The 22012-nt window shown below is 62.6% G+C and carries 21 protein-coding genes; 11 read left to right on the top strand and 10 right to left on the bottom strand.

What is annotated here, in order from left to right; genetic code table 11:
* Nucleotides 1–7: 7 nt before the first annotated feature.
* From OIS53_RS01635 to OIS53_RS01625, 3 genes are all read right to left on the bottom strand, one after another.
* A complete protein-coding gene (locus OIS53_RS01635; RefSeq protein ID WP_264680646.1) occupies nt 8–769 on the bottom strand; it encodes an SDR family NAD(P)-dependent oxidoreductase in 762 nt (253 codons plus the stop codon).
* Between the two features lie 75 nt (nt 770–844).
* Entirely contained in the window at nt 845–1270 is a 426-nt protein-coding gene (locus tag OIS53_RS01630) for a helix-turn-helix transcriptional regulator (protein WP_264680645.1), read from the bottom strand.
* Nucleotides 1271–1382: 112 nt separating this feature from the next.
* Nucleotides 1383–2129: an OBAP family protein gene (locus OIS53_RS01625; RefSeq protein ID WP_264680644.1), complete on the bottom strand. Its 747-nt coding sequence runs from the start codon at nt 2127–2129 to the stop codon at nt 1383–1385.
* A 126-nt stretch (nt 2130–2255) separates the two neighbouring features.
* Between OIS53_RS01625 and OIS53_RS01620 the strand changes: the two genes are divergently transcribed.
* A complete protein-coding gene (locus OIS53_RS01620; protein WP_264680643.1) occupies nt 2256–3002 on the top strand; it encodes an SDR family NAD(P)-dependent oxidoreductase in 747 nt (248 codons plus the stop codon).
* A gap of 111 nt (nt 3003–3113) precedes the next feature.
* Nucleotides 3114–3977 (top strand): DUF3667 domain-containing protein, encoded by an 864-nt coding sequence (locus OIS53_RS01615; RefSeq protein ID WP_264680642.1) that lies wholly within the window; start codon nt 3114–3116, stop codon nt 3975–3977.
* Between the two features lie 189 nt (nt 3978–4166).
* Here OIS53_RS01615 and OIS53_RS01610 read toward each other — a convergent pair whose 3' ends face one another.
* The 7 genes from OIS53_RS01610 to OIS53_RS01580 form a co-directional block, all read right to left on the bottom strand.
* A complete protein-coding gene (locus tag OIS53_RS01610; protein ID WP_264680641.1) occupies nt 4167–4637 on the bottom strand; it encodes a DUF3368 domain-containing protein in 471 nt (156 codons plus the stop codon).
* On the bottom strand, nt 4615–4857 hold the full coding sequence (locus OIS53_RS01605) for a UPF0175 family protein (protein WP_264680640.1): 243 nt from the start codon (nt 4855–4857) through the stop codon (nt 4615–4617). The genes OIS53_RS01610 and OIS53_RS01605 overlap by 23 nt, the downstream gene beginning before the upstream one ends.
* 122 nt (nt 4858–4979) lie before the next feature.
* The gene (locus OIS53_RS01600; protein WP_264680639.1) at nt 4980–5951 is read right to left on the bottom strand and encodes a deoxyhypusine synthase family protein; all 972 of its coding nucleotides are present in this window, start codon (nt 5949–5951) and stop codon (nt 4980–4982) included.
* A 143-nt stretch (nt 5952–6094) separates the two neighbouring features.
* Nucleotides 6095–6631: an ATP-dependent protease subunit HslV gene (gene hslV, locus OIS53_RS01595; protein ID WP_264680638.1), complete on the bottom strand. Its 537-nt coding sequence runs from the start codon at nt 6629–6631 to the stop codon at nt 6095–6097.
* A 202-nt stretch (nt 6632–6833) separates the two neighbouring features.
* Nucleotides 6834–9380, bottom strand: coding sequence for a TonB-dependent receptor (locus OIS53_RS01590; RefSeq protein WP_264680637.1), 2547 nt, complete (start codon nt 9378–9380; stop codon nt 6834–6836).
* Nucleotides 9381–9809: 429 nt separating this feature from the next.
* Complete coding sequence (locus OIS53_RS01585) at nt 9810–11570, bottom strand: pyruvate dehydrogenase complex dihydrolipoamide acetyltransferase (protein ID WP_264680636.1); 1761 nt, start codon at nt 11568–11570, stop codon at nt 9810–9812.
* Nucleotides 11571–11816: 246 nt separating this feature from the next.
* On the bottom strand, nt 11817–12440 hold the full coding sequence (locus OIS53_RS01580; protein WP_264680635.1) for a histidine phosphatase family protein: 624 nt from the start codon (nt 12438–12440) through the stop codon (nt 11817–11819).
* A 187-nt stretch (nt 12441–12627) separates the two neighbouring features.
* Between OIS53_RS01580 and OIS53_RS01575 the strand changes: the two genes are divergently transcribed.
* The 9 genes from OIS53_RS01575 to OIS53_RS01535 all read left to right on the top strand — a co-directional run bounded on the left by OIS53_RS01575 (nt 12628) and on the right by OIS53_RS01535 (nt 21922).
* On the top strand, nt 12628–13062 hold the full coding sequence (locus tag OIS53_RS01575; RefSeq protein ID WP_264680634.1) for a hotdog fold thioesterase: 435 nt from the start codon (nt 12628–12630) through the stop codon (nt 13060–13062).
* A complete protein-coding gene (locus tag OIS53_RS01570; RefSeq protein ID WP_264680633.1) occupies nt 13059–14327 on the top strand; it encodes a chorismate-binding protein in 1269 nt (422 codons plus the stop codon). Before OIS53_RS01575 ends, OIS53_RS01570 begins: the two co-directional genes overlap by 4 nt.
* 174 nt (nt 14328–14501) lie before the next feature.
* Nucleotides 14502–16490 carry a 2-succinyl-5-enolpyruvyl-6-hydroxy-3-cyclohexene-1-carboxylic-acid synthase gene (menD, locus tag OIS53_RS01565; RefSeq protein ID WP_264680632.1) on the top strand — a complete coding sequence of 663 codons (1989 nt, stop codon included), beginning with the start codon at nt 14502–14504 and terminating at the stop codon, nt 16488–16490.
* 120 nt (nt 16491–16610) lie between these two features.
* Nucleotides 16611–17435, top strand: coding sequence for a 1,4-dihydroxy-2-naphthoyl-CoA synthase (gene menB, locus OIS53_RS01560; RefSeq protein WP_264680631.1), 825 nt, complete (start codon nt 16611–16613; stop codon nt 17433–17435).
* Between the two features lie 50 nt (nt 17436–17485).
* Entirely contained in the window at nt 17486–17758 is a 273-nt protein-coding gene (locus OIS53_RS01555; protein ID WP_264680630.1) for a UPF0175 family protein, read from the top strand.
* The gene (locus OIS53_RS01550) at nt 17694–18164 is read left to right on the top strand and encodes a DUF3368 domain-containing protein (RefSeq protein WP_264680629.1); all 471 of its coding nucleotides are present in this window, start codon (nt 17694–17696) and stop codon (nt 18162–18164) included. Before OIS53_RS01555 ends, OIS53_RS01550 begins: the two co-directional genes overlap by 65 nt.
* A 101-nt stretch (nt 18165–18265) precedes the next feature.
* Nucleotides 18266–18619 carry a DUF6370 family protein gene (locus tag OIS53_RS01545; protein ID WP_264680628.1) on the top strand — a complete coding sequence of 118 codons (354 nt, stop codon included), beginning with the start codon at nt 18266–18268 and terminating at the stop codon, nt 18617–18619.
* Nucleotides 18620–18769: 150 nt separating this feature from the next.
* Nucleotides 18770–20116, top strand: a complete 1347-nt coding sequence (locus OIS53_RS01540; protein ID WP_264680627.1) for an alpha-amylase family glycosyl hydrolase — start codon at nt 18770–18772, stop codon at nt 20114–20116.
* A 378-nt stretch (nt 20117–20494) separates the two neighbouring features.
* On the top strand, nt 20495–21922 hold the full coding sequence (locus OIS53_RS01535) for an outer membrane protein assembly factor (protein ID WP_264680626.1): 1428 nt from the start codon (nt 20495–20497) through the stop codon (nt 21920–21922).
* Nucleotides 21923–22012: the final 90 nt, after the last annotated feature.

The raw sequence follows: 22012 nt of genomic DNA, 5'->3' as shown, positions 1-22012 counted from the left end.
GCGTGTGTTACAGGGAGTACCCGCCCGAGGCCTCCAGGCGCTGGGCATTCACCCAGCGGGCGGCATCGGAGCACAGGAAGGAGACGACGGGGCCAATGTCGTCGGGCTCCCCGATGCGGCCCAACGCGGTGTTGCCGCTCATGTACTGCTCCAGCTGCGGGTGCGCCTCGCGGGCGGCCTTGGTGAAGTCGGTTTTGACGATGCCCGGCGCTACGATATTGGCCCGGATGCCGCGGCTGCCTAGCTCCTTGGCCAGGTACTTCGTCAGCGTTTCAATGGCGCCTTTCATCGAGGCATACGCCGAGTAGCCAGGCGTGGTAAACCGGGCCAGGCCGGTCGAGAAGTTCACGATGGCGCCGCCATCGGCCAGCAGGGGCAGCAGTTGCTGGGTCAGGAAGTATACGCCTTTGAAGTGCACGTTGAGCAGGCCGTCGAACTGCTCCTCGGTGGTTTCGGCAAAGGGCGCGGGCGCGTCGTGGCCGGCGTTGTTGATGAGGAAGTTGAAGGTGTCGCGCTGCCAGTGCTGGCGAAGCTGGGCGCGCAGGGCCTCGGCAAACGCCGGAAACGAGCTGCTGACACCCGTATCCAGCGGCAGGGCCACAGCTTGGCGGCCCAGGGCCTGAATGTCGGCCACGGCCTGCTGGGCCTCTTCGGCGCGGGTGCGGTACGTCAGCACGATGTCGTGGCCGGCCTGGGCCAGGTGCAGGGCGCTGTTGCGGCCCAGGCCGCGGCTGCCGCCCGTTACGAGGGCTATTGTGGTGGTGCTCATGGGAAATAGTCAGTGTGTGATGAACACCCCAAAGATGGCGGGCCACCGGGCCGCCGGCATGGTGAGAAGTTCAGATTAAATGGTGACTGTTTCCGTTTTTTCGGCCGGGGCCGCCCGCTGCTCGGCCCGCACCCGCTCGCGGTACTGCAAGGGCGTGCAGCCCTCAAACCGCTTGAAAAACTTGGTGAAGTTGGAAGGGTCGAAGGTGAGGCCCTGGGCAATGTCGGCTACGGAGCGGTGGGGGTCCTGGAGCTGCTGCCGGGCTATATCCATGATGCGTGCTTCGAAATAAGTGCAGGGCGAGTGGCCGGTGGTGAGCTTGACGGTGTTGCTCAGGTGGGTGGGATGAATGCAAAGCCGGGCCGCCAAATCCCGGATTTCCCACATCTCCGTGGCCCTGCCCGCCACGATGTCGGCCAGGTGCTGGTCTACCTCGCGCCGGAAGTCGGCGGTGATTTCGTGCTGGCGAGCCAGGATTTTCTTGGGAATGGGAGTAGGCATGGTGCAATACGCGGTAAAACGATGGTAGCACGGGCTTCGGCCCGCCGCTCCCCGATAAGATACCACAGCCACCCGAAAGAGCGGCGAGCTGAAGCCCGCGCTACCAGCAGACTCAGTGCGCGTGGCCGGGGGTGGCGTGGTCTACTACGTCAAACTGCCGCACTTCGCCTTTCTCCCAGGCGTCGGCGCCGGGTAGCACGGGCGGGGCTTGGATGTCGGCGCGCTGGCGGCGCTTTTCCCGGCTCGACACGTTCAGGCGCTGGTCGCGCTGGGCTACCATGGCAGTGTCGGCCTGGCCGTCTTTAGTGAAGCCCATCATCAATTGGGGCGCGCCGAAGGGCAATTCCTTGTCGCGGTCGGTGTGCCAGGTGTGCAAGGTTTTGCCGTAGGTGCTCACAATCTGCTCCATCAGCTCGTGCTCGGCCACGTCGGGCAGGCCCGGCGCCACCAGCGTACCCGACTTCACCTCGTAGGCGTGGCTGTGCCAGAGCTTTTTCTCGGCTTCGGGCAGCTGCTCAAACAAGCGCCGCGACACGATGTACTCGATGCCCATAATCTTGGCTCCGGCCCCGTTGCCGTCGTAAATCACGCACTGGGTCACGTCTTCATTCAGCTTCTGGCAGAAGTGGTGGGCCTCCATCTGGCCCTTCATGTTGCCGCCGTAGAAGTGAAACCCGTTGAGGTACATATCCAGCTGGCGCAGCGGGGCCTTGCCCTGGAGCACGTCGGCGCCGGCTTCCAGCACCTTGGTTTTGGTGGATTTCTCGGCGCCGGGCGCCGTCACCGGCGACGTGGTGTTCTGGTCGCCGCAGGCGGCAAGCACGAGCAGCGCGGGCAGCGCAATCAGGAAACGACGCATAGGCTTGGGCTAGATGAGCCTGTGCTTACGCGCGGCCGGCGGCGGCGTTATGGTGGAGATTGGGTTGACCGGGGGCAGCCGGGCCGTATCTTGGCTTGTAGTGCTCACCTGTTTTCTTCCTCCACCATGCGCACGTCTTCCCAACCCCAGCCGCTTGTTCTCATCACCGGCGTCAGCCGCGAAGAAGGCATTGGCTTTGGCCTGGCCCAGGCCCTGCTGGCCCAGGGCTTCGAGGTCATCATTACGGCCCGCGACCTGGCCAAGGCCGAGGAGCTGGCCGGCAAGCTCGCCACCGGCTCGCGCCAGGCCACCGCCCAGGCCGCCGACATCACCAACGACGCCAGCGTGCAGCAGCTAGCCGATTTCATCCAGCAGCGGTTCGGCCGGCTCGACGTGCTCATCAACAACGCGGGCAGTGGGTTCGACTACGGCATCACGCCCCTGCACACCGACCTGGTGGCGGCCCAGGCGGCATTTGAAACAAACCTGTTCGGGACGTGGCGCCTGATTAAAGCCCTGCACCCGCTGCCACAACGGGGCCGCCATCCGCGCATCGTCAACATATCGAGCGGGGCGGGCTCGTTCAGCCACCCCATTTTCGGCCTGCCCGTGCACCCGGCGCTGATGACCTCCTACGGCCTGTCGAAGCTGGCCCTCAACGGCCTGACCGTGCAGCTGGCGCGGGAGCTGAAGCCCGAAGGCATCCTGGTCAACGCCGTCAACCCCGGCTTTGTGGCCACGGCCCCCGGCATGGCGGACATGGGCGCCCGCCCCGTGGCCGACTCAGTGGCAGGCATCATCTGGGCCGCCACCCTGCCCGATGACGGCCCCACCGGCCGCTTTTTCGAGGACAAGCAGGAAATCGGGTGGTAGACTGGCCCACAAAACTAGAGCTAGAGCTCTAGTTTTTATCGTCTATACCCTGGCTTTAGTATCTTTCTCACAGCCAGCTCACTTGCTGCTTACCAGCCACCTCTCGCGCCTATGGAAACGTCCGTTGCTCCTACCTCTCCTGCTGCCTCGGCCCATGCGGCAGAGTGCCTGAACTGCGGCCACGCCGTGCCCGACCGGTACTGCGGCCGCTGCGGGCAGGACGCGCATCACACGCACCGCCTCACGCTGAAGGACATGCCCCACGACGTGCTGCATTCTATCTGGCACGTCGATAAGGGCATTCTGTACACGCTGAAAACCATGGTGCGGCGCCCCGGCCCCACCATTCGGGCCTACCTGGCCGGCCAGCGCGTCGACCACTTCCGGCCCTTGTCATTGCTGTTTATAGTGACCGGCCTGTACGCGCTGCTTTCGGCAGTGCTGCACATTAGTTTTCTGCCCCCGAAGGACCCTACCGTGCCTGACGCCGTGTGGCAGATGCAGCAAATCTTTACCACCTTCTTCATGAAGTACCTGAGCTGGTGCTACGTGGCTATGGTGCCGGTGTGGGCACTGTTTGCGCGCTGGTTTCTGCGGCGGGGTGGCTACAACTACGCCGAATGCCTGATTATTGCGGCGTTTATTATAGCCATCTGCAACTTTTTCGCCTTGCTGTACCTGCCGGTGATGTACATCTACAGCGGTACGCCCCAAATCGGTACGGTTAGCATGGTGTTTATGCTGCCGGTGTTTGCCTACACCACGTGGGCCTATGGCAGCTTGCTTACGCACACCGGCCTTAGCCTGGCGGGCCGTCTCTGGCGCGGCTTTATGACCTATACGCTGGGCTACCTGACCTGCATCTTCATGGTGGTGGCACTCACCTACGCCCTCAACTGGTCTACCTTCAAAGCAGCCCTGCAGCAGCAGGCCAAGTTGAAAATGGAACGTACTGCGCCATCAGCTGGCCGCTAACCTAATTCTGAGTTTATCCAAACCCGAACCGGCCCGCCGCAGAAGCTTCTGCGGCGGGCCGGTTCGGGTTTTTCTTGCTTACTCCTTGTGCAGCCGCTCAGCTCTGCCGCGGGTAGGCCGCGCCGGTGGTGCTGCGGGCACGCGGCGCGGGCGGAGTGGCCGCGTAGCTACCGAAGTGGAGAAGCTTATTTAGCAGAAAATACCAGGCGGTCTACCTGGGCGGCATATGCTGGCTTCCACTTCGGGCGACAAATGCATACCGCTGGCCAATAGTTGCGCAACCAATGGGCGTACGGCAGGGAGTAATCCGCGCTGCTTGGCAGCCACCAGCAAGCCCAGCGTGCCGGTAGTCAGCAGATGCAGGCGGTTGGCTGCCCGGCGGCCCCGTCGGTCGTCCAGCACCACTACACAATCGGGAGTTTCGAGGGCTAAGGCAATGGCGCTGGCTTCCCCTATGTCCATGCTCGCCCCAAAGATGATCGTCCGAATTTCTTCTCGCGGAGCCTGCATGCGCATCCAAGCCGGCAGCGGCAGCCCGTATTCGGCCGCCACCGTTGGCGTAATCCAGACCTTAGAATACAGCTGCGGCAGTAGCTCTAGCTGCGCCAGCGACGTCAGGTAAATCAGGCAGCTGGTATCAGCTATTACGACCGCCGGCATTCTGAACGTCGGTTAGCAGATCGTCTACGGAGTCGCTAAAGACGGATACGCCAAACTTGCCCAGCATTTTCAGAAAGGTGCGCTTGCTCATACCGGCTATTTCGGCCGCTTCGCCGCCCGTGGCCTTGCCTTGCTGATAGAGCATAGCTGCCAGCATCATTTTCAGCTCCCATTCTTCGGCTTCTACCGATTCGGGTAGGGTTACGGTCACGTTTTTCATATGTGAAAAATAAAGCGACTGTCTCAATAGCTCACTATCCATCTGCTGACAACTGCCATCAAAACGAAAAAGCCCGCCACTGAACATCAGCGGCGGGCGTTTCTATTCGGCCAAGCAGCCACTTACTGCCCCAGCACCATGGCAAAAATCAGCGGGGCCACGATGGTAGCGTCCGACTCGATGATGAACTTGGGCGTGTGCTGGCCCAGCTTGCCCCAGGTGATTTTCTCGTTGGGCACGGCGCCGGAGTAGGAGCCGTAGGAGGTGGTGGAGTCCGAAATCTGGCAGAAGTAACCCCACAGCGGCACGCCCGTGCGCTGCAAGTCCTGGTGCAGCATGGGCACCACGCAGATGGGAAAGTCGCCGGCAATGCCACCCCCGATCTGGAAGAAGCCCACGGTGCTTTCCTCGGTGGCGTTTTGGGTGTACCACTCGGCTAGGTACATCATGTACTCGATGCCGGTGCGCACGGTGTGCACGTTCTTGATGTCGCCCGAAATGACGTGGCCGGCGTAGATGTTGCCCAGGGTGGAATCTTCCCAGCCGGGGCACACGATGGGCAGGTTTTTCTCGGCGGCGGCCAGCATCCAGGAGTCTTTGGGGTCAATCTGGTAGTACTGCTCCAGCTCGCCCGAGCGCAGAATCTGGTAGAAAAACTCGTGGGGGAAGTACCGCTCCCCGGCCTTATCGGCCTGCTCCCAGAACTTCAGCACCGAGTGCTCCAGGCGGCGCATGGCTTCTTCCTCGGGAATGCAGGTATCGGTGACGCGGTTGAGGTGGCGCTCCAGCAGGGCCTGCTCGTCGGCAGCGCTCAGGTCGCGGTAGTGGGGCACTCGCTCGTAGAAGTCGTGGGCCACGAGGTTGAAAATGTCTTCTTCCAGGTTGGCACCCGTGCAGGAGATAATCTGCACCTTGTCTTGCCGGATCAGCTCGGCCAGCTGAATGCCCATTTCGGCGGTGCTCATGGCCCCGGCCAGGGTAATCATCATCTTGCCCCCCTCGGCCAGGTGCTTGTTGTAGCCCTCGGCGGCGTCAATCAGGGCAGCAGCGTTGAAGTGGCGGTAGTGGTGCTTGAGGAAGTTGGTAACGTTCATGTTGGGTAAGCTTCAAGCCGTAAGCTGCAAGCCGCAAGCTTTTGGGCAAAATCAGGAAAAGGAAAACGCTGTAAAGGATGACGAACAAGGCATCAGCCGCCGAAAAGCTTGCAGCTTGTGGCGTACAGCTTGCGGCTGAGCACCTATACCGGCTGCTCAATCATCAGGTTGTGATTGGTGTAGATGCAGATGTCGGCGGCAATGTGCAGGGCTTCTTCCACCATCTGGCGGGCCGAGAGGTGGGGTGCGTGCTTCTTCAGGGCCAGCGCGGCCGACTGGGCATACATGGCGCCCGAGCCGATGGCGGCCACGTCGGAGTCGGGCTCCAGCACGTCGCCGGAGCCGGCAATGATGAGCAGCTCGTCCCGGTCGCAGACCACCATCATGGCTTCGAGCTTGCGCAGGTACTGGTCTTTGCGCCACTCCTTGGCCAGCTCGATGGCCGCGCGGCGCAGCTGCCCGCCGTAGCCGCTCAGCTTCTCCTCAAACTTATCGAGCAGCAGGAAGGCATCGGCGGTGGAGCCGGCAAAGCCGGTTACAATTTTGCCATCCTGGAGCTTGCGCACCTTGCGCACGTTGCTTTTGGCCACGTGCTTGTCCATGGTAGCTTGGCCATCGGCGCCCAGGGCTACTTCGCCGTTGTGGCGCACGCCGAGCACGGTAGTGGAGCGGATTTTCATATTAGGTAGGTAGTAGGCAGTAGGTAGTTGGTAGTAAGATGGCAAACCGTTGGCTTATACCGTTGTGCTGCTCGTCCACTATCCTATTACTCATGACCTACTACTGAAAATGAGTAAAGGACTGAATGAGTAGATAAGTGAATGATGGTCAAGCAAGCCTGCATGGCATTCACTCATCTACTCATTCAGTCCTTTACTCATTTCAAAAACGGGCCTGCAATTTAGCAAAGTAAAACCGGCCGTTGGAGCCCATTTGCACCGGGTCCCAGGCCCCGCCGGTTTCGGTGCGCTGGGGGTCGAAGAGCGTGGGGTAGCGGTTGAACAGGTTGGCGCTGCCCACCACCAGCTGCAACTGGTTGGTTAGAGCGTAGTTCAGGGTCAGGTCGGTGGTGATGCGGCTGTCGTACTTCATGGGGGCGCCGTCCCAGTCAATCAGCGTTATTTCATCGAAGCGCACCAAGCGCAGCAACGCCCCGAAGCGGCCCAGCTGGTAGTCAAACGTCAGGTTGATTTTGGACGGCGGGGCCGATGCCTTCACAAACGCCTGCTCCCGCGCCCCGAAGAACTCCTCTTCCCGCCCTGCCAAGCGGCCCGAAGTGCGCACCCGGTCAATGCGTAGGTTGTTGAAGTTGGCGGCCAGCGTGGAGTTGAGGCGGCCGGTGCCCAGGGTAGCGGTGTGGCTGAGCACCACATCCAGGCCCAGGGAACGGGTGTCGGCGGCGTTGGCGAAGAACTGGGCCTGGTCCACGTTCAGGGCCTGCAAGTCGGGCCCGATTACGGGGTCGTCGGCGGAAAACTGGCTGGTCAGCACCACCCGGTCCCGGACCTTGATGTAATAGCCATCCAGCGTAACGCTCAGAGAGGAGCCGATGCGACTGGTGAGGCCCACGTTGGCGCTGGTCGAGGTTTCCTGCTCCAGGCTCGGGATGCCCAGCTTCTGCGTAACGGCGCTGTTGTTGCGGGCCAGCAGCACTTCCACCGGCGTGCCGTTCACGAAGTTGGTGAAGGTGGAGTTGAAGTTGATTTGAGCCAGTGAGGGCGCTCGGAAGCCGGTGTTAAAGGTGCCGCGCAGGGTCAGAAACTCGGTGAGGTTGTAGCGGGTGGCTGCTTTGTAGTTGAGGGTGCTGCCAAAGTCGGAGTAGTGCTCGTAGCGCAGGGCCGCGGCCAGCATCCAGCGCTGGGTTACGTTCAGCTCGGCGTCGAGGTAGGCGGCCACGTTGTCGCGCTCGGCCTCGATAACGTCGGAGGGCTGAAAGCCGGGGAAGCCCTGGGAGCCGCCCGTCACGGTGGGGTCGTAGTTGCGGTAAGACGCTTCCTCGCCCGCAAACAACGAGTACCACTCCCGGCGCCACTCGGCCCCGGCGGCCAGGTTCAGGCCTTGCAGCACGGTTTTGTAGTTGCGCGTCAGGCCCAGGTTCACCACGTTTTGCCGGAGCTGGAACCCACCGGCGTAAAACGACGTGGGCGAGCTGGCCCCCAGCGAGGCGTTGAGCGTGTTCTTCACCCCGTACTCGAAGCGGTTGGAGCCGAAGTTGTTGCTCACGTCCAGTTCCCACCCGCCCAGGCCTGCGCGCACGCCGGCCACCGCCGAGGCATCCCAGATGTCGCTGGTAATGATGGGGTCGAAGCCGTTGGGGTAGATGGCGGGCACGTTCCGGTCGTCGTCGGCGAAGCGGGTCCAGGCAAAGGCCTCGCCGGTCCGCTTGTTGACGCCCCCGAACACGTAGGCGTACGACTTCTCGCCGAGGGCAAACCGGGAGTTCAGGTAGCCCGACACGTTGCGGATTTCCGGGTCGCCGTACTCGCGGCGGGCCAGGCCGTCGGTGTTGGGCACGTTGGCCCGCTGGGTGTGCTCCCGCTGGTTGTAGTCGACGGTGGCGTTCAGGAAGCTGCCCCGCTCGCCCAGCCCCAGGCCGTAGTTAAGGTTGGCGTTGAAGTTGCCGCCGTCAAAACGTTGGCCGTCGAAGCGGTACTTGGCGTCGTAGGCGCCGTAGTTCACGTTGGCGGTCAGCTCCTTCACGTTGCTTTTCAGCACGATGTTGATGACGCCGGCAATGGCATCGGAGCCGTACTGGGCCGCGGCCCCGTCGCGCAGAATCTCAATCCGCTCAATGGCCGCGGCCGGTATTACGTTCAGGTCGGTGCCGGTATTGCCGCGGCCGCGGGTGCCGAACAGGTTCACCAGGGCCGACTGGTGCTGGCGCTTGCCATTCACCAGCACCAAGGTTTGGTCGGGACCGAGGCCGCGCAAGGTGGCGGGGTCCACGTGGTCGGCGCCGTCGGAGCCGGTTTGGCGGTTGGAGTTGAACGAGGGCGCCACGAATTGCAGCAGCTGGTTTACGTCGAGCTGGCCGGTTTTGGTGGTTACCTCGCGCAGGTCGATGATGTCCACCGGCGAAGGCGAGTCGGTGACGGAGCGGTTCTGGCTGCGGGAGCCTACCACCTGCACCTCGCCCAGGCCCGTGCTGGCATCGGCCAGCTGCACGCTCACGCCCTCACTGCCCGCCACTTCCTGCGTGGCGTAGCCAATGGAGCTGATTTGCAGTCGGGGCGCGGCCGTGCGGGCCCGCAGCGTGAAGCGGCCATCGTTGCCGGTGGCGGTGCCGTTGTTGGTGCCTTTTTCCACCACCGTAGCCCCGATTAAGGGCTTACCCGCAGCATCCAGCACCTGGCCGGAAAGGGCCTGGCCTTGCCCCAGGGCAGCGGCGCTCATCAGACACAAGGGAGCAATCAGTACCAGTTTGTTCATAGCTCAAAAGGAAAATTGGACGAATAGCGGCTAACCTGGAATTGGCTTAGGCCATGTGTAAGTATAACTTTTTACAGCAGAGCATCACCATTGAGCCCTTCTTTTTTCTATTGAGGCTGGTTTTGGTGAGAAGCTAGAGGCAAGAAGTGAGAAGTGAGAGGTTAGAAGTGAGATATGAGAAGTGGGAGGTGAGACAGGGGAAGTGGGAGACGAGGAGCCCCGGCGGGGCGGCATATCGGTAGCAAACCGAACAAGCAAGAACAGTAAAGCCCCAGCGGGGCGGCACCCATCGTCCGCAGACGTTAGGTGTCGCCCCGCTGGGGCTTCAAATAATTATTTACCGCTGATTTCTACCACTATGCTGCCCCTCCGGGGCTGCTCATCTCACTTCTCCTGTCTCACCTCTCATATCTAACCTCTCACCTCTGATCAAATCAACATGCGCATAGGGTCTTCCAGCAGGCTTTTCAGGGTTTGGAGGAAGGCGGCGCCGGTGGCGCCGTCCACTACGCGGTGGTCACAGCTTAGGGTTACTTTCATCACGTTGCCGATGGCCAGCTGTCCGTCGCGCACCACGGCGGTTTGCTTGATGCCGCCCACGGCCAGGATGCAGGCATCCGGGGGGTTGATGATGGCGGTGAATTCCTCGATGCCAAACATGCCCAGGTTGGAGATGGTGAAGGTGTTGCCCTCCCACTCCTGGGGCTGGAGCTTCTTGGTTTTGGCTTTTTCGGCCAGGCTTTTCACCTCCGTAGCAATCTGCGAGAGGCCTTTGCCGTCGGCGTTGCGCACCACCGGCACCAGCAGGCCATCCTCCACGGCCACGGCCACCCCGATGTTGATTTGCTTGTTCTGGCGGATTTTGTCGCCCAGCCAGGAGGAGTTGATGGCCGGGTGCTGGCGCAGGGCCACAGCCGCAGCTTTGATAACCAGGTCGTTGAAGCTGAGCTTCACCGGGGAGAGTTCGTTGAGCTTGCCGCGGGCTTCCATGGCCTTGTCCATGTGAATTTCCATGGTCAGGTAGAAGTGCGGGGCCGAGAACTTGCTTTCGGCGAGGCGGCGGGCAATAACCTTGCGCATCTGCGACACAGGCGTGTCGGTATAAGTGCCTTCCGGTTGTTGGGTGGCTGGTTGCAGGCTGGTAGCAGCTAGCGCGGGAGCCGCGGCCTGGGGCTGCGCGGGTTGCGGCTGAGCGGCGGGCTGGGGCGCAACGGCCGGTTGCGGCGCCGCAGCGGGAGCCGCCGTAGCCGACACATTTTCCAGGTCGCGCGACACGATGCGGCCGTTTTCACCGGAGCCTTTGATGGTGCTCAGGTCAATGCCTTTTTCGCGGGCAATGCTCTTGGCCAGGGGCGAAGCGAAAATGCGGCCGCCGGTTTCGGTATTCGTGCTTGGTTGACTGGCGCCCTCCTTCGGTTGTTCGTTGCTGGCTGGGGTTTCGACTGGAGCAGGTGCAGCTTCAGCAGCCGGCGCGGCTGGGGCAGCCGGGGTGCTGCCACCGCTCTGTCCGCCCAGCAGGGCTTGCACGTCAGCGCCTTCTTCGCCAATGATGGCCAGAATGCCGTCCACGGCCACGGCCTCGCCCTGTTTGGGGCCCACGTACAGTAGGGTGCCGTCCTCGTAGTTTTCCAGCTCCATCGTGGCCTTATCGGTTTCCACCTCGGCCAGCACGTCGCCCGATTTCACCTTGTCGCCTACCTTTTTCAGCCAGGCGGCAATGGTGCCTTCGGTCATGGTGTCGCTCATCTTGGGCATCCGGATAACGGTGGCCTTCTTACCGTTGCCAGCAGCCGGAGCCGCAGCTGGAGCAGCTGATGCTGGAGCAGGCGCGGGCGCCGGGGCAGGAGCCGAAGCGGCTGGAGCAGCCGGCGCCGGGGTTGCTTGGGCAGCGGGAGCCGCAGCTGGCGCCGACGCGGCGGGGCTCCCGCCCAGCAGGCCGGAAATGTCCTCGCCTTCCTTGCCGACAATGGCCAGCAGGCCGTCCACGGGTACTCCTTCGCCTTGTTTGGGGCCGATGTAGAGCAGAGTGCCGTCCTCGTAGTTTTCCAGCTCCATCGTGGCTTTGTCGGTCTCGACTTCGGCCAGGATGTCCCCGGATTTCACTTTATCGCCTACTTTTTTGAGCCACGAAGCAATGACGCCTTCGGTCATGGTGTCGCTCATTTTGGGCATTTTTATGATTTCGGCCATCTGCGTCTTCAGTTGAATGAGGGGTCAAAAATAGACCGGATTTTTGGCGGGCGCAAACTGATTAGGGTCTTAGGGACGAAGGGTCTTAGGGGCTTAGGTAATGTGCTGTCATTCTAAACTATCAGGCCGTTGCTACATCAATCGTTGTTGCAACAGTTGATGATTGTGCAAGAAAGGTCTTCACTCCGCTCCATCTAACAGCACATTACCTAAGCCCCTAAGACCCTTCGTCCCTAAGACCCTGCCTCACGCTGCCTCGTGGAGGTGGCGCATGTCCAGGAAGCTTTTTACGGAAAACATGGAGCCGGTGTAGTGCAGCTTGTAGAGGCAGAGGTTGTGGTGCTCGAAGGAGTCCATGAGGCGGAGCGGGTAGCCCAGCAGCTGGCAGAGCAGCACCCGCATGGCCCGGCCGTGCATACAGATAAGCACGGTTTTTTCTTCGGGGCGCGAGCGGAGCAGGTCGATGAATGGGCGCTGGCGGGCGGCTACCTCGTCGGGACTTTCGCCGCCCTCAAGGCGGGCGGAGGTGTGGCCGGCCCGCCACTGCTGCAATACACTGTGGTACTCCTCGTCTTCCTCGGGGGTGATGCGGGTGCCTTCGCGCCGGCCCCAGCTGATTTCGTTGAGGCCGGCGTGCTGTTCGTGGGGCAGGCCCCGGTGCAAAAAGCCTTCTACCGATTGGTGGGTGCGCTGGAGCAGGGAGGTGTACACCTTATCGAAGGGCACGTGCTGGTAGGCGGCGAAAAACCGGGCCGCCTGCCGCCGCCCGGCCTCATTCAGGGGAGCATCAACGCCGCTGCCCTGCACGATGCCGCGCAGGTTGTAGTCGGTTTGGCCGTGGCGAATGAGGTAGATTTTTTTGACGCTCACTTTCCCCCTAGTTTTGAATCCCAGATTTAAACGGATTTGCTGGATTCCACGGATACGTATGCCGCTACATTTGCCCACTGAGCTCTAAATGACGGCGGTTTTGGTCCGGCCACGCGCCACTTGGCCATTGAAAACCCGCTAAATCTACTCCGTGAAATCAGATAAATCTGTTTTAATCTGTGATTCCATGACGCTGGAACAAATCAAGCACTGGGTAAGCACCCGCCCCACCCTGGCCGATGCCCTCGGCATTGAGCTGACGGCCCTCACCGACGAGTACCTGGAGGGCCGCATGCCGGTGGATGGGCGCACCCACCAGCCCATGGGCCTGCTGCACGGCGGCGCCTCGGTGGCCCTGGCCGAAACCCTAGGCTCCATTGCCGCCGCCACCCGCCTCCCCGACCCTGCCCGCCAGGCCTGCGTAGGCCTGGAAATCAACGCCAACCACCTTAAAGGAGTGCGCGACGGATACGTAATCGGCCGGGCCACGGCCCTGCATGTGGGCCGCAGCACCCAGGTCTGGGAAATTCGCATCACCCACGAGCAAACCGGGGCGCTGGTCTGCATCAGCCGCATCACCATGGCGGTTATCGACTTGCCCAAGCCGGCGCCGGCCGCATGAGCTACCGCGTAGAGCAGCTGCCCCCAGCTCTTTCAGTTGACGACATCCTGCGGCGCCTAGTGGCGTTTGCGCTGGCGCACGGGCTGCCGGTGGCTCTGTGGCGCCTGCCCCAGGCCGAAGCAGCGGTGCAGCTGTGCCTGAGCTTGTCGGCTGAAGGGGCGCTGGCGGGCCTGCCGCCCGCGCTGGAGCCTACCGCGCCGGCCGGTTTCGCCTTCTTTCCCTTCCGCGACTCCGACCACAACCCCGCGCTGTTTCTGCCGGCCGACGTGGTGTTTGACGCCGCCCAGCCCGGCCAAGTGCGCATTCAGGAAGAAGCCCCAGAAGCCGCAGCCCTGCTGCCGAAGTTGCTGGAGGCGCTGCAAGACCCAGCCACGTCATCTACCACCAACATCCTACCAGCCAACAACCAACCACCAACCCCGTCCTGGCACGTGAGTCCGCAGCCGGCCCCGCCCACGGCCACGCAGGCCGAGTACTCGGCCCTGGTGCGGCGCGGGGTGGCGGCCATTGCCGGCGGGCAGGTGCTCAAAGTAGTAAGCAGCCGGGCGGCCCGCCAGCCCTTGCCCGCCGGGTTTGATGCCCTGGCGGCGTTTTGGGAGCTGACGCGCCGCTACCCGCTGGCGTTCTGCTCGTTGGTGAGTGCGCCGGGCGCCGGCACCTGGCTGGGCGCCACGCCCGAAATTTTGGTGCAGGTAACCGAGGGCGGGCAGTTTAGCACCATGGCCCTGGCCGGCACCCAGCCCGCCGCGCCGGGCCACGCGCCCAGCGAGGCCATTTGGCGCCAAAAGGAAATCGAGGAGCAGGCCCTGGTGGCCCGCTACATTGTGAACTGCTTCAAGCAGCTGCGCCTGCGCGAATACCAGGAAACGGGCCCGCGCACCGTGGCAGCCGGGGAGCTGCTGCACCTGCGCACCGACTTTGCCGTGGACCTGCGCCGGGTGCCCTTTCCTACCCTGGGCACCGACATGCTGCGCCTGTTGCATCCCACCTCCGCCGTGGGCGGCATGCCCCGGCAAGCGGCCCTGGAGTTCATCGAGCAGCATGAGGGCTATGACCGGGCCTACTACAGCGGCTTTCTGGGTCCCGTGAACCTGCCCGCGCCCGGCGCGGCCCGCCTCTACGTCAATCTGCGCTGCCTCCAGCTCCGCCCCCAGGAAGCCATTCTTTACGCCGGCACTGGCCTCACCATCGACTCCGACCCCGCCCGCGAGTGGCAGGAAACCGAGCTGAAGCTGCGCACGGCCGGGGCTATTTTGCACGCGTGAGCTTGTCATTCCGAGCGGAGCGAGGAATCTGGCTGGCCCGCCAATCCGCTATTACACGTCTGATTCCTGCTTTCTTGTATCCCTCCAGCGGTTTAGGAGAAGCCAAAAGCCAGGCTTGGTTGTTGTACCCAAATTCCTCGCTCCGCTCGGAATGACAAACCTTTATTTCGCTTGATGTCCTTGCTCCAATCCATTCACAACATCCCTGAAATCTGCGCTCAGCTGGGCACTACCGACGTGGTGTTGTCGCCGGGGAGCCGGTGCGCGCCGCTGACCATTGCCTTTGCCCGGCACCCGCGCATCCGAGTGCGGACGGTGCCCGATGAGCGGGCGGCGGCCTTCATTGGATTGGGGCTGGCTCAGGCCCAGCGCCGGGCGGTGGCGCTGGTGTGCACCTCGGGCACGGCAGGCCTGAACTACGCCCCGGCCGTGGCGGAGGCCTATTTTCAGCAGATTCCGCTGGTGGTGTTTACCGCCGACCGGCCGCCGGAGTGGATCGACCAGCTCGACGGCCAGACCATCCGCCAAACCGACCTGTACGGGGCCCACGCCAAAGGCACGTTCACGTTTCCAGCTGATACGAGCCACGCCGATGCTGCCTGGCACGCGGCGCGGGTGGTATCGGAGGCTATTGGGCTGGCCGAGCAGTTTCCGGCCGGGCCGGTGCAGGTGAATGTGCCGCTGCGGGAGCCATTCTACCCCAAAGCCGGCGAGGAAATCCGCTACGATGCAGCCGTGAAAATCATTCGGGAGCTGCCGGGGCGGCCCCAGCTGCCGACAGCTCAGGTGCAGGAGCTGCGTGAGGCCCTGCGCAGCACCCGCCGCGTGCTGGTGGTGGGCGGCCAGCACCCCCACGATGCCGAGCTGCTGCTGGCCTTGCGCCAGTTTGCCGCCGCCTGGCAGGTGCCCGTGGTGGGCGACCTGATAGCCAACCTCCACCTGCCCGCCGCCGCCAGCTACGACCAGCGCCTGCGCCCCCTGGGCCGCCACGACGTGTTCATGGCCGTGCCCGAGCCCGGCCTGAAAGAAGCGCTGAAGCCCGAGCTGCTCATCACCTTCGGCCAGTCGCTCATTTCCAAATCCCTCAAGCTCTACCTGCGCCAGGCCCGCCCCGCCCAGCACTGGCACATCCAGCCCGCCGGCCCCGTCGCCGACACGTTTCAGTCGCTGACTAAAGTGGTGCGCACGGAGCCGGCGGACTTCTTTACGGGGCTGACCTCCCCCCCTGGCCCTAGTTTGCCTCACCCCCTAGCCCCCTCTCCGGGGGGAGAGGGGGAACTAGCTGTAGAAACTAGTGCTAAAAAATCGGCAGGCTCCCCCCTCTCCGTGGGAGAGGGGGGCCGGGGGGGTGAGGCAACTAGAAAACTAGAGCTAGCAACTAGCTCCCCCTCTCTTTTGGAGAGGGGGCTAGGGGGTGAGGTTCCCCCGCGCCTGCTGTGGCCGGGCACCAACCCGCACCTCACCGACGCCGAAGCTGCGACCAAAGCAGCCTACCTCCGGCCCTGGCTGGCCGCTGAAAACTGGGCCGCCGGCTTCCTGCAAGAGTTTCTGCACCAGCCCAATCAACCCTTCAACGAGTTTGCGGCCTTGCACCGCTGCCTGCGCCAGGTACCCGACCGGGCCGCCCTGCACCTGGCCAACAGCATGGCCGTGCGCTACGCCAACATCCTGGGGCTGCCCGCCGGCCGGCAGGTGGAGGTGTTTGCCAACCGCGGCACCAGCGGCATCGACGGCTGCACCTCCACGGCCGTGGGCGCCGCCCTGGCCCACCCCGACCGGCCCGTGGTGCTCGTCACCGGCGACGTGGCCTTTTTCTACGACCGAAACGCCCTCTGGCACAACTACCCGGTGCCGAACCTGCGCGTAGTACTCCTGAACAACCACGCCGGCGGCATCTTCCGCCTCATCGACGGCCCCCGCCAGCAGCCGGAGCTGGAGGAGTTTTTTGAGACGCGCCAAGTGCTACGGGCTGAGAACACGGCGCGGGATTTTGGGTTGCGTTACCTAGCCGTTTCTTCCTTTGCTGAACTAGAGTCGGCGCTACCGGTTTTCTTTGCGCCCGAATCCGGCGCCGCCTTGCTCGAAATCACCACCGACAGCAAGACCAACGCCGACTTCTTCGAACACTACCGCAGCCTAGTCCGCACCTCTTTTTCCTCTTGAACGACACTGCGAAACACTGCGCAAATACTGCGGAACACTGCGAGAAATTACAAACGTCTTTTCTCGCAGTGTTCCGCAGTGTTTGCGCAGTGTTTCGCAGTGTTATAAAACCATCCACTTATGGCCGAACAACTTACCTGGACCCCGATTAAGGAGTTCCGCGAAATCCTCTTCACGCAGGCTGGCGGCATCGCCAAAATCTCCATCAACCGCCCGCAGGTGCACAACGCCTTCACCCCGCTCACGGTGCAGGAAATGATTGAGGCCATGCACATCTGCCGCGACCGGACCGACATCGGCGTGGTTATCCTCACGGGCGAGGGCGGCAAGGCCTTCTGCTCGGGCGGCGACCAGAGCGTGCGGGGCCACGGCGGCTACGTGGGCGAAGACACCGTGCCCCGCCTCAACGTGCTGGATTTGCAGAAGCTCATCCGCTCCATCCCCAAGCCCGTGGTAGCCATGGTGGCGGGCTGGGCCATTGGGGGCGGACACGTGCTGCACGTGGTCTGCGACCTGACTATTGCCGCCGACAACGCCCGCTTCGGCCAAACCGGCCCCAAGGTGGGTTCCTTTGATGGCGGCTTCGGAGCTTCCTACCTGGCGCGCATCGTGGGGCAGAAGAAGGCCCGCGAAATCTGGTTTCTCTGCGACCAGTACGACGCCCAGGAAGCCCTCGACATGGGCCTCGTCAACAAAGTAGTGCCTCTGGACCAGCTGGAGGAAACTACCGTGCAGTGGTGCCACAAGATGCTGGAGAAAAGCCCGCTGGCCCTGCGCATGCTCAAAGCCAGCTTCAACGCCGAGCTGGACGGCCAGGCCGGTATTCAGGAGCTGGCCGGCAACGCCACCCTGCTCTACTACCTGAGCGAGGAAGCCAAAGAAGGCAAAAACGCCTTCCTCGAAAAGCGGAAACCGGACTTCTCGAAGTACCCGAAGTTTCCGTAAGCCTGCCACACGCCCGGAACAAAGCCCCGGCCTTTCGCTATTTTCAAGGTATGAAAACGCTCACCATCGAACTGCCTGACTCCCTGAGCCCTGAGGCCGAGCACGACCTGAAAATGGAGCTGGCCGGGGCTTTGTACACGAAAGGCCTGCTCTCCACGGGCCAGGCCGCGCAACTGGTGGGCATCAGCCGGCGGGAGTTTATTGAGACGATGGGACGGTACGGCTTCTCGCTTTTTGACACTTATACTCCTGCCGACCTTGACCACGACCTCGCTACCCTCCGTCATTATTTCGGACACGAACGGTCTGATTCTACTCACTAAAATTGGTTGGCTGGAGCTACTGCGGAATCTATTTAGCCGCTGTTTTATTACGCCGATTGTCGCGGCCGAGTATGGGCGGCCGCTTCCTGAATGGCTGGAAGTACACAGCCCGGCGGGCAGCTTGCCGGAGGGAATCATACTTCGGTCTATTCACCCTGGGGAATACAGTGCGTTGGTGCTGGCGCTAGAGACGCCTGACAGTCTACTTCTCTTGGACGATGCCCCAGCTCGGCAAGTGGCTCAACAGCTTCAGCTTTCTCATACCGGCACGCTGGGCTTGTTGATCTTAGCTAAATCACGCGGCTTGTTGGCGCATGTTCGTCCGGTGCTGGCTGAGTTGCGCGCCGCTGGCATGTGGGTGTCTGATGCAGTGGCGGAAAACATTTGTCAAGCAGCTGGTGAATAAACATTGCGTAGCATCCTAAGTCTGATTGTTTCCTATTGAAGTACCTGATACGTAGGGCTCTTTGGTCATCTACTACACTTTCAATCTCATTCGCTCGCTTCATGAAACGTCTCCTGCTCCTCGCCTTCCTGACCAGCCTGGCCCTCTCAACGGCCCAGGCCCAAACCGCCGCTCCCGTAGCCGCCCCCGATGCCAGCAAACCCGCGCAGCTCGTGGAGGCTTCCTGCGGGCAGTGCAAGTTTGGGCTGCCGGGCAAGGGCTGTGACCTGGCCGTCCGCGTCAACGGCCAAGCCTATTTCGTGGACGGCACCGGCATCGACTCCCACGGCGACGCCCACGCTCAGGACGGCTTCTGCAATGCCGTGCGCCAGGCCAGGGTGCAAGGCGACGTTGTGGACAACCGGTTTAGGGCCACGTATTTCCAGCTCGTTCCGGAACCTGGCAAGGCAAAATAGCCGCGCCCAAGAACAGTACAGCAGCGCCACCCGTAACCGGTGGCGCTGTTCGTTTGGGGGCCGCTGAACGAAAAGTATCCACAGCCTATTTCCTGACAGCCTAGTGCTGAATTTCTGGCCGTATCTTGTCTCACCCAATTATTGGATGGTATGAAAAAGATTTTCCTTGGTTTGTTGCTGGCCCTGAGCGGTGCCGCTACGCATGGGCAGAAGTCGTCTGCCCCTACTACTCCGCCTCAACATCCCGCCTGGAGCTTGCAGGGCAACATTTACGAGGTGAACGTGCGCCAGTACACGCCCGAAGGCACGCTCAACGCCTTTGCCAAGCACCTGGACCGCCTCAAGGCCATGGGCGTGCAAACCCTGTGGTTTATGCCCCTCAACCCCATTAGCAAGACGGACCGCAAAGGCAGCCTGGGCAGCTACTACGCCGTGGCCGACTACACGGCCGTGAACCCGGAGTTTGGCACCCTGGCCGACTGGCAGCGGCTGGTAAAGGAAATTCATAAGCGCGGCATGAAGGTGCTCATCGACTGGGTGCCCAACCACACCGGCGCCGACCACCGCTGGCTTACCCAGCACCCCGAGTTCTTCGTAAAAGACAAGGAGGGCAAGCCGGCCGTGGCCTTCGACTGGGCCGACGTGCGCCAGCTCGACTTCCGCAACCAAGCCATGCAGGACAGCATGATTGCGGCCATGCGCTACTGGGTTACGAAAACCGACATCGACGGCTTCCGCTGCGACGTGGCCTGGAACGTGCCGGCCACGTTCTGGCAGAAGTGCATCCCGCAGCTCAAGCAGGTGAAAAACGTGTACATGCTGGCCGAGGGCGACAGCGCCTACCTGCCCCGCAGCGGCTTCGACTCGGTATATCCCTGGCACATGTTCAAGAAGATGGTGCAGGTAGCCAAGGGCCAGCGCCCCGCCACCTCCCTCGACAGCGTGTACCAGGAGCAGCTGCGCCTCTACCCCAAAGGCACCCAGCAGCTTTACTTCACGAGCAACCACGACGAAAACAGCTGGAACCAGTCCGACTTCGGCACCTTCCCCGGCCCGGTGCACGCCCCGTTTGCCGTGTTCAGCCAAACCATGGCCGATGCCCTGCCGCTGGTGTACAGCGGGCAGGAAGAGCCGGTGCTGCGGGCCCTCAAGTTCTTCGACCGGGACCCGATGAGCTTCCAGAAGCTCCAGCGGGCCACTTTCTACAAAACCCTGCACGCCCTGCGCCAGCGCACCCCCGCCCTGGCCTCCGATGCGGCGTTCCGCAAGCTCAGCGTCGGCGACGACCGGGCCGTGTACGCCTACGTGCGCGAGAAGGCCGGCCGCCGGGTGCTGGTGATTCTCAACCTCTCGGCCCAGCCGCAAACCATAACGGTGAAAGACAAAACCCTGCTGGGCAAGCCCTACAACGTGTTCATGGGCACCGCCGAGCCGCTCACCAGCAAGCCCTGGCAGGTGGAGCCCTGGGGCTACGTGGTGTATGAGTACGGCAAATAAACCCCGGCTCTGTGCGAAAGCGGCACCCGCTTAAAGCTTGCTTGATCCGGTAACGCAAGCCGTTGAATATATTGCGCGGCGGGTTGAACCTGTCGCGCACTCAACTAAGTATGTCGCGTACTTGATTCACCCTGCTGCGTGAACAATTAAGCCTATAACGTGGCCGATTGAACCTATTAACGCGGACAAACGAAGCCATTACGCGTCCGATTGAGCCTGTCGCGCGGCTGGTTGACCTCCTAACCTGCGCCGACAAGCCTGCCGCGCCTGGGAGCTGACGCCCGCCACTGAGGAGACGCCGTATCTTCCGGCGGCCGGGCCGGAACGTCGGGTAGCCCCGCGTCGTTTGGTTGGCGGCTTGCTTCTCCCCGAATCTATATGTCTGCTGCTACTCTGCTTCCGTCGCGCTTTTCGTTTTCCATCTGCCTGCTGGCGCTGCTGCTGGGCTGGTCCGGCCACGCCCACGGCCAGCAGCAGCTCGACTCGCTGGCCTTCGTGCGGGTGAAGCGCATGTCGGATGCCGACCTGGCCAAGAAGCGGGAAGGCACGTTTGTGACGGGCTTGCCCGATTTGTCGTCGGACCCGGTAACGGGGTTTGGGGTGGGCGCGAAAACCAATATCTACTGGAACGGGCGCCGCACCAACCCGTTGTTTCCCTACACGCCCTACCTGGCCAGGCTGAAAGCCAACGCCGCCTACTTCACGTCCAACGCCCGCGAGTTTACCTTGTCGCTGGACGTGCCTTACTACCGCGGGTCGCGGTGGCGGTTTCGGGTTGATTTCAAAGCCCAGCAAAACCCGGCTAACCTGTACTTCGGCTCCTCAGAAGCCACGCTGGGCCGCCTGCGGCTGCCCTCGAACCCAGCTGCCACGTTTGCCACCTACCGCGACTACAACCGGGCCCGCAAAACCCTGCGCCCCGGCCAGGCCGGCGAGGCCGCGCTGGTAACCGATGCGCTGAGCAACCGCTTCCGCGAAACCGAGTTCATGCTCAACCTCAAGGCCGATTACGCCCTGGGCCAGCGGGGCAAATGGCGGGTGATGGGCGGCTACGAAATCCAGCACTTGGCCTATAAAACCTTCGAGGGCTTCGAGGCCGACGCTGTGAATCCGGTTTCCGGCGAAGAAACCCAGGCTCCCAACGGCGCCTCATTGCTGGCCCGCGACTACCGGCAGGGTCGGATTTTCGGGCTGGAGGGCGGTTGGGTTTCCCTGCTGCAAACGGCCCTCATCTACGACACCCGCGACTTCGAGCCCGACCCCACGCGCGGGGTGTATGTGGAAGTCGCCAACGAATTTTCCAACCCGATTATCGGCTCCGAGTTCCGCTTCGACAAGCTGTTTGTGCAGGGCCGCTACTACCGCCGCCTGCCCGTGGGCCGGCGCACAGTACTGGCCGGGCGCGTGGGCGTGGGCAACATTTTCGGGGCTGAGGCGCCGTTCTTCGAGTTTCAGGACCAGTGGAGCCCCGACGGCAGCATCAACGCCCTGGGCGGCCGACAGTCGCTGCGCGGCTACCGGGCCAACCGTTTCCTGGCCCGCTCCCTGGCCTTTGCCAACGCCGAGCTGCGCGTTAGGCTGGCCGACGTGCAGGTGGGCAAGCAAAGCTTCGGGCTGGGCGTGGCGCCGTTCCTGGACGCCGGCACGGTGCGCGACCGGTGGCAAGACCTGAGCTTCGACCGGGTGAAGCTGTCCTACGGGGCCGGGGCGCGCATCGCCTGGAACCTGTCCACCATCGTCTTTGCCGACTACGGCCTGTCGGCCGAGGACCGGCTGTTCTACTTCGGCATCGGGCAGGTGTTCTAGACGGTGTGGAGCAATTACAGTAAAACGGTTGGTAGTAGAACGGTTGGTAGTAGAACGGTCATGCTGAGCTTACCGAAGCATCTCTCCCGC

Origin of the sequence: Hymenobacter sp. YIM 151500-1, assembly GCF_025979885.1 — a bacterium.
Taxonomy (GTDB): Bacteria; Bacteroidota; Bacteroidia; order Cytophagales; family Hymenobacteraceae; genus Hymenobacter.
This window is presented reverse-complemented; position numbering and strand designations above follow the sequence as displayed.

Coding starts and splice junctions, on each gene's coding strand:
- OIS53_RS01600 (WP_264680639.1), bottom strand. CDS start 5,951: ATGAACGTTACCAACTTCCTCAAGCACCACTACCGCCACTTCAACGCT.
- OIS53_RS01545 (WP_264680628.1), top strand. CDS start 18,266: ATGAAACGTCTCCTGCTCCTCGCCTTCCTGACCAGCCTGGCCCTCTCA.
- OIS53_RS01555 (WP_264680630.1), top strand. CDS start 17,486: ATGAAAACGCTCACCATCGAACTGCCTGACTCCCTGAGCCCTGAGGCC.
- OIS53_RS01615 (WP_264680642.1), top strand. CDS start 3,114: ATGGAAACGTCCGTTGCTCCTACCTCTCCTGCTGCCTCGGCCCATGCG.
- OIS53_RS01625 (WP_264680644.1), bottom strand. CDS start 2,129: ATGCGTCGTTTCCTGATTGCGCTGCCCGCGCTGCTCGTGCTTGCCGCC.
- OIS53_RS01590 (WP_264680637.1), bottom strand. CDS start 9,380: ATGAACAAACTGGTACTGATTGCTCCCTTGTGTCTGATGAGCGCCGCT.
- menD (WP_264680632.1), top strand. CDS start 14,502: ATGTCCTTGCTCCAATCCATTCACAACATCCCTGAAATCTGCGCTCAG.
- hslV (WP_264680638.1), bottom strand. CDS start 6,631: ATGAAAATCCGCTCCACTACCGTGCTCGGCGTGCGCCACAACGGCGAA.
- OIS53_RS01535 (WP_264680626.1), top strand. CDS start 20,495: ATGTCTGCTGCTACTCTGCTTCCGTCGCGCTTTTCGTTTTCCATCTGC.
- OIS53_RS01570 (WP_264680633.1), top strand. CDS start 13,059: ATGAGCTACCGCGTAGAGCAGCTGCCCCCAGCTCTTTCAGTTGACGAC.
- OIS53_RS01635 (WP_264680646.1), bottom strand. CDS start 769: ATGAGCACCACCACAATAGCCCTCGTAACGGGCGGCAGCCGCGGCCTG.
- OIS53_RS01540 (WP_264680627.1), top strand. CDS start 18,770: ATGAAAAAGATTTTCCTTGGTTTGTTGCTGGCCCTGAGCGGTGCCGCT.
- menB (WP_264680631.1), top strand. CDS start 16,611: ATGGCCGAACAACTTACCTGGACCCCGATTAAGGAGTTCCGCGAAATC.
- OIS53_RS01575 (WP_264680634.1), top strand. CDS start 12,628: ATGACGCTGGAACAAATCAAGCACTGGGTAAGCACCCGCCCCACCCTG.
- OIS53_RS01610 (WP_264680641.1), bottom strand. CDS start 4,637: ATGCCGGCGGTCGTAATAGCTGATACCAGCTGCCTGATTTACCTGACG.
- OIS53_RS01630 (WP_264680645.1), bottom strand. CDS start 1,270: ATGCCTACTCCCATTCCCAAGAAAATCCTGGCTCGCCAGCACGAAATC.
- OIS53_RS01620 (WP_264680643.1), top strand. CDS start 2,256: ATGCGCACGTCTTCCCAACCCCAGCCGCTTGTTCTCATCACCGGCGTC.
- OIS53_RS01585 (WP_264680636.1), bottom strand. CDS start 11,570: ATGGCCGAAATCATAAAAATGCCCAAAATGAGCGACACCATGACCGAA.
- OIS53_RS01605 (WP_264680640.1), bottom strand. CDS start 4,857: ATGAAAAACGTGACCGTAACCCTACCCGAATCGGTAGAAGCCGAAGAA.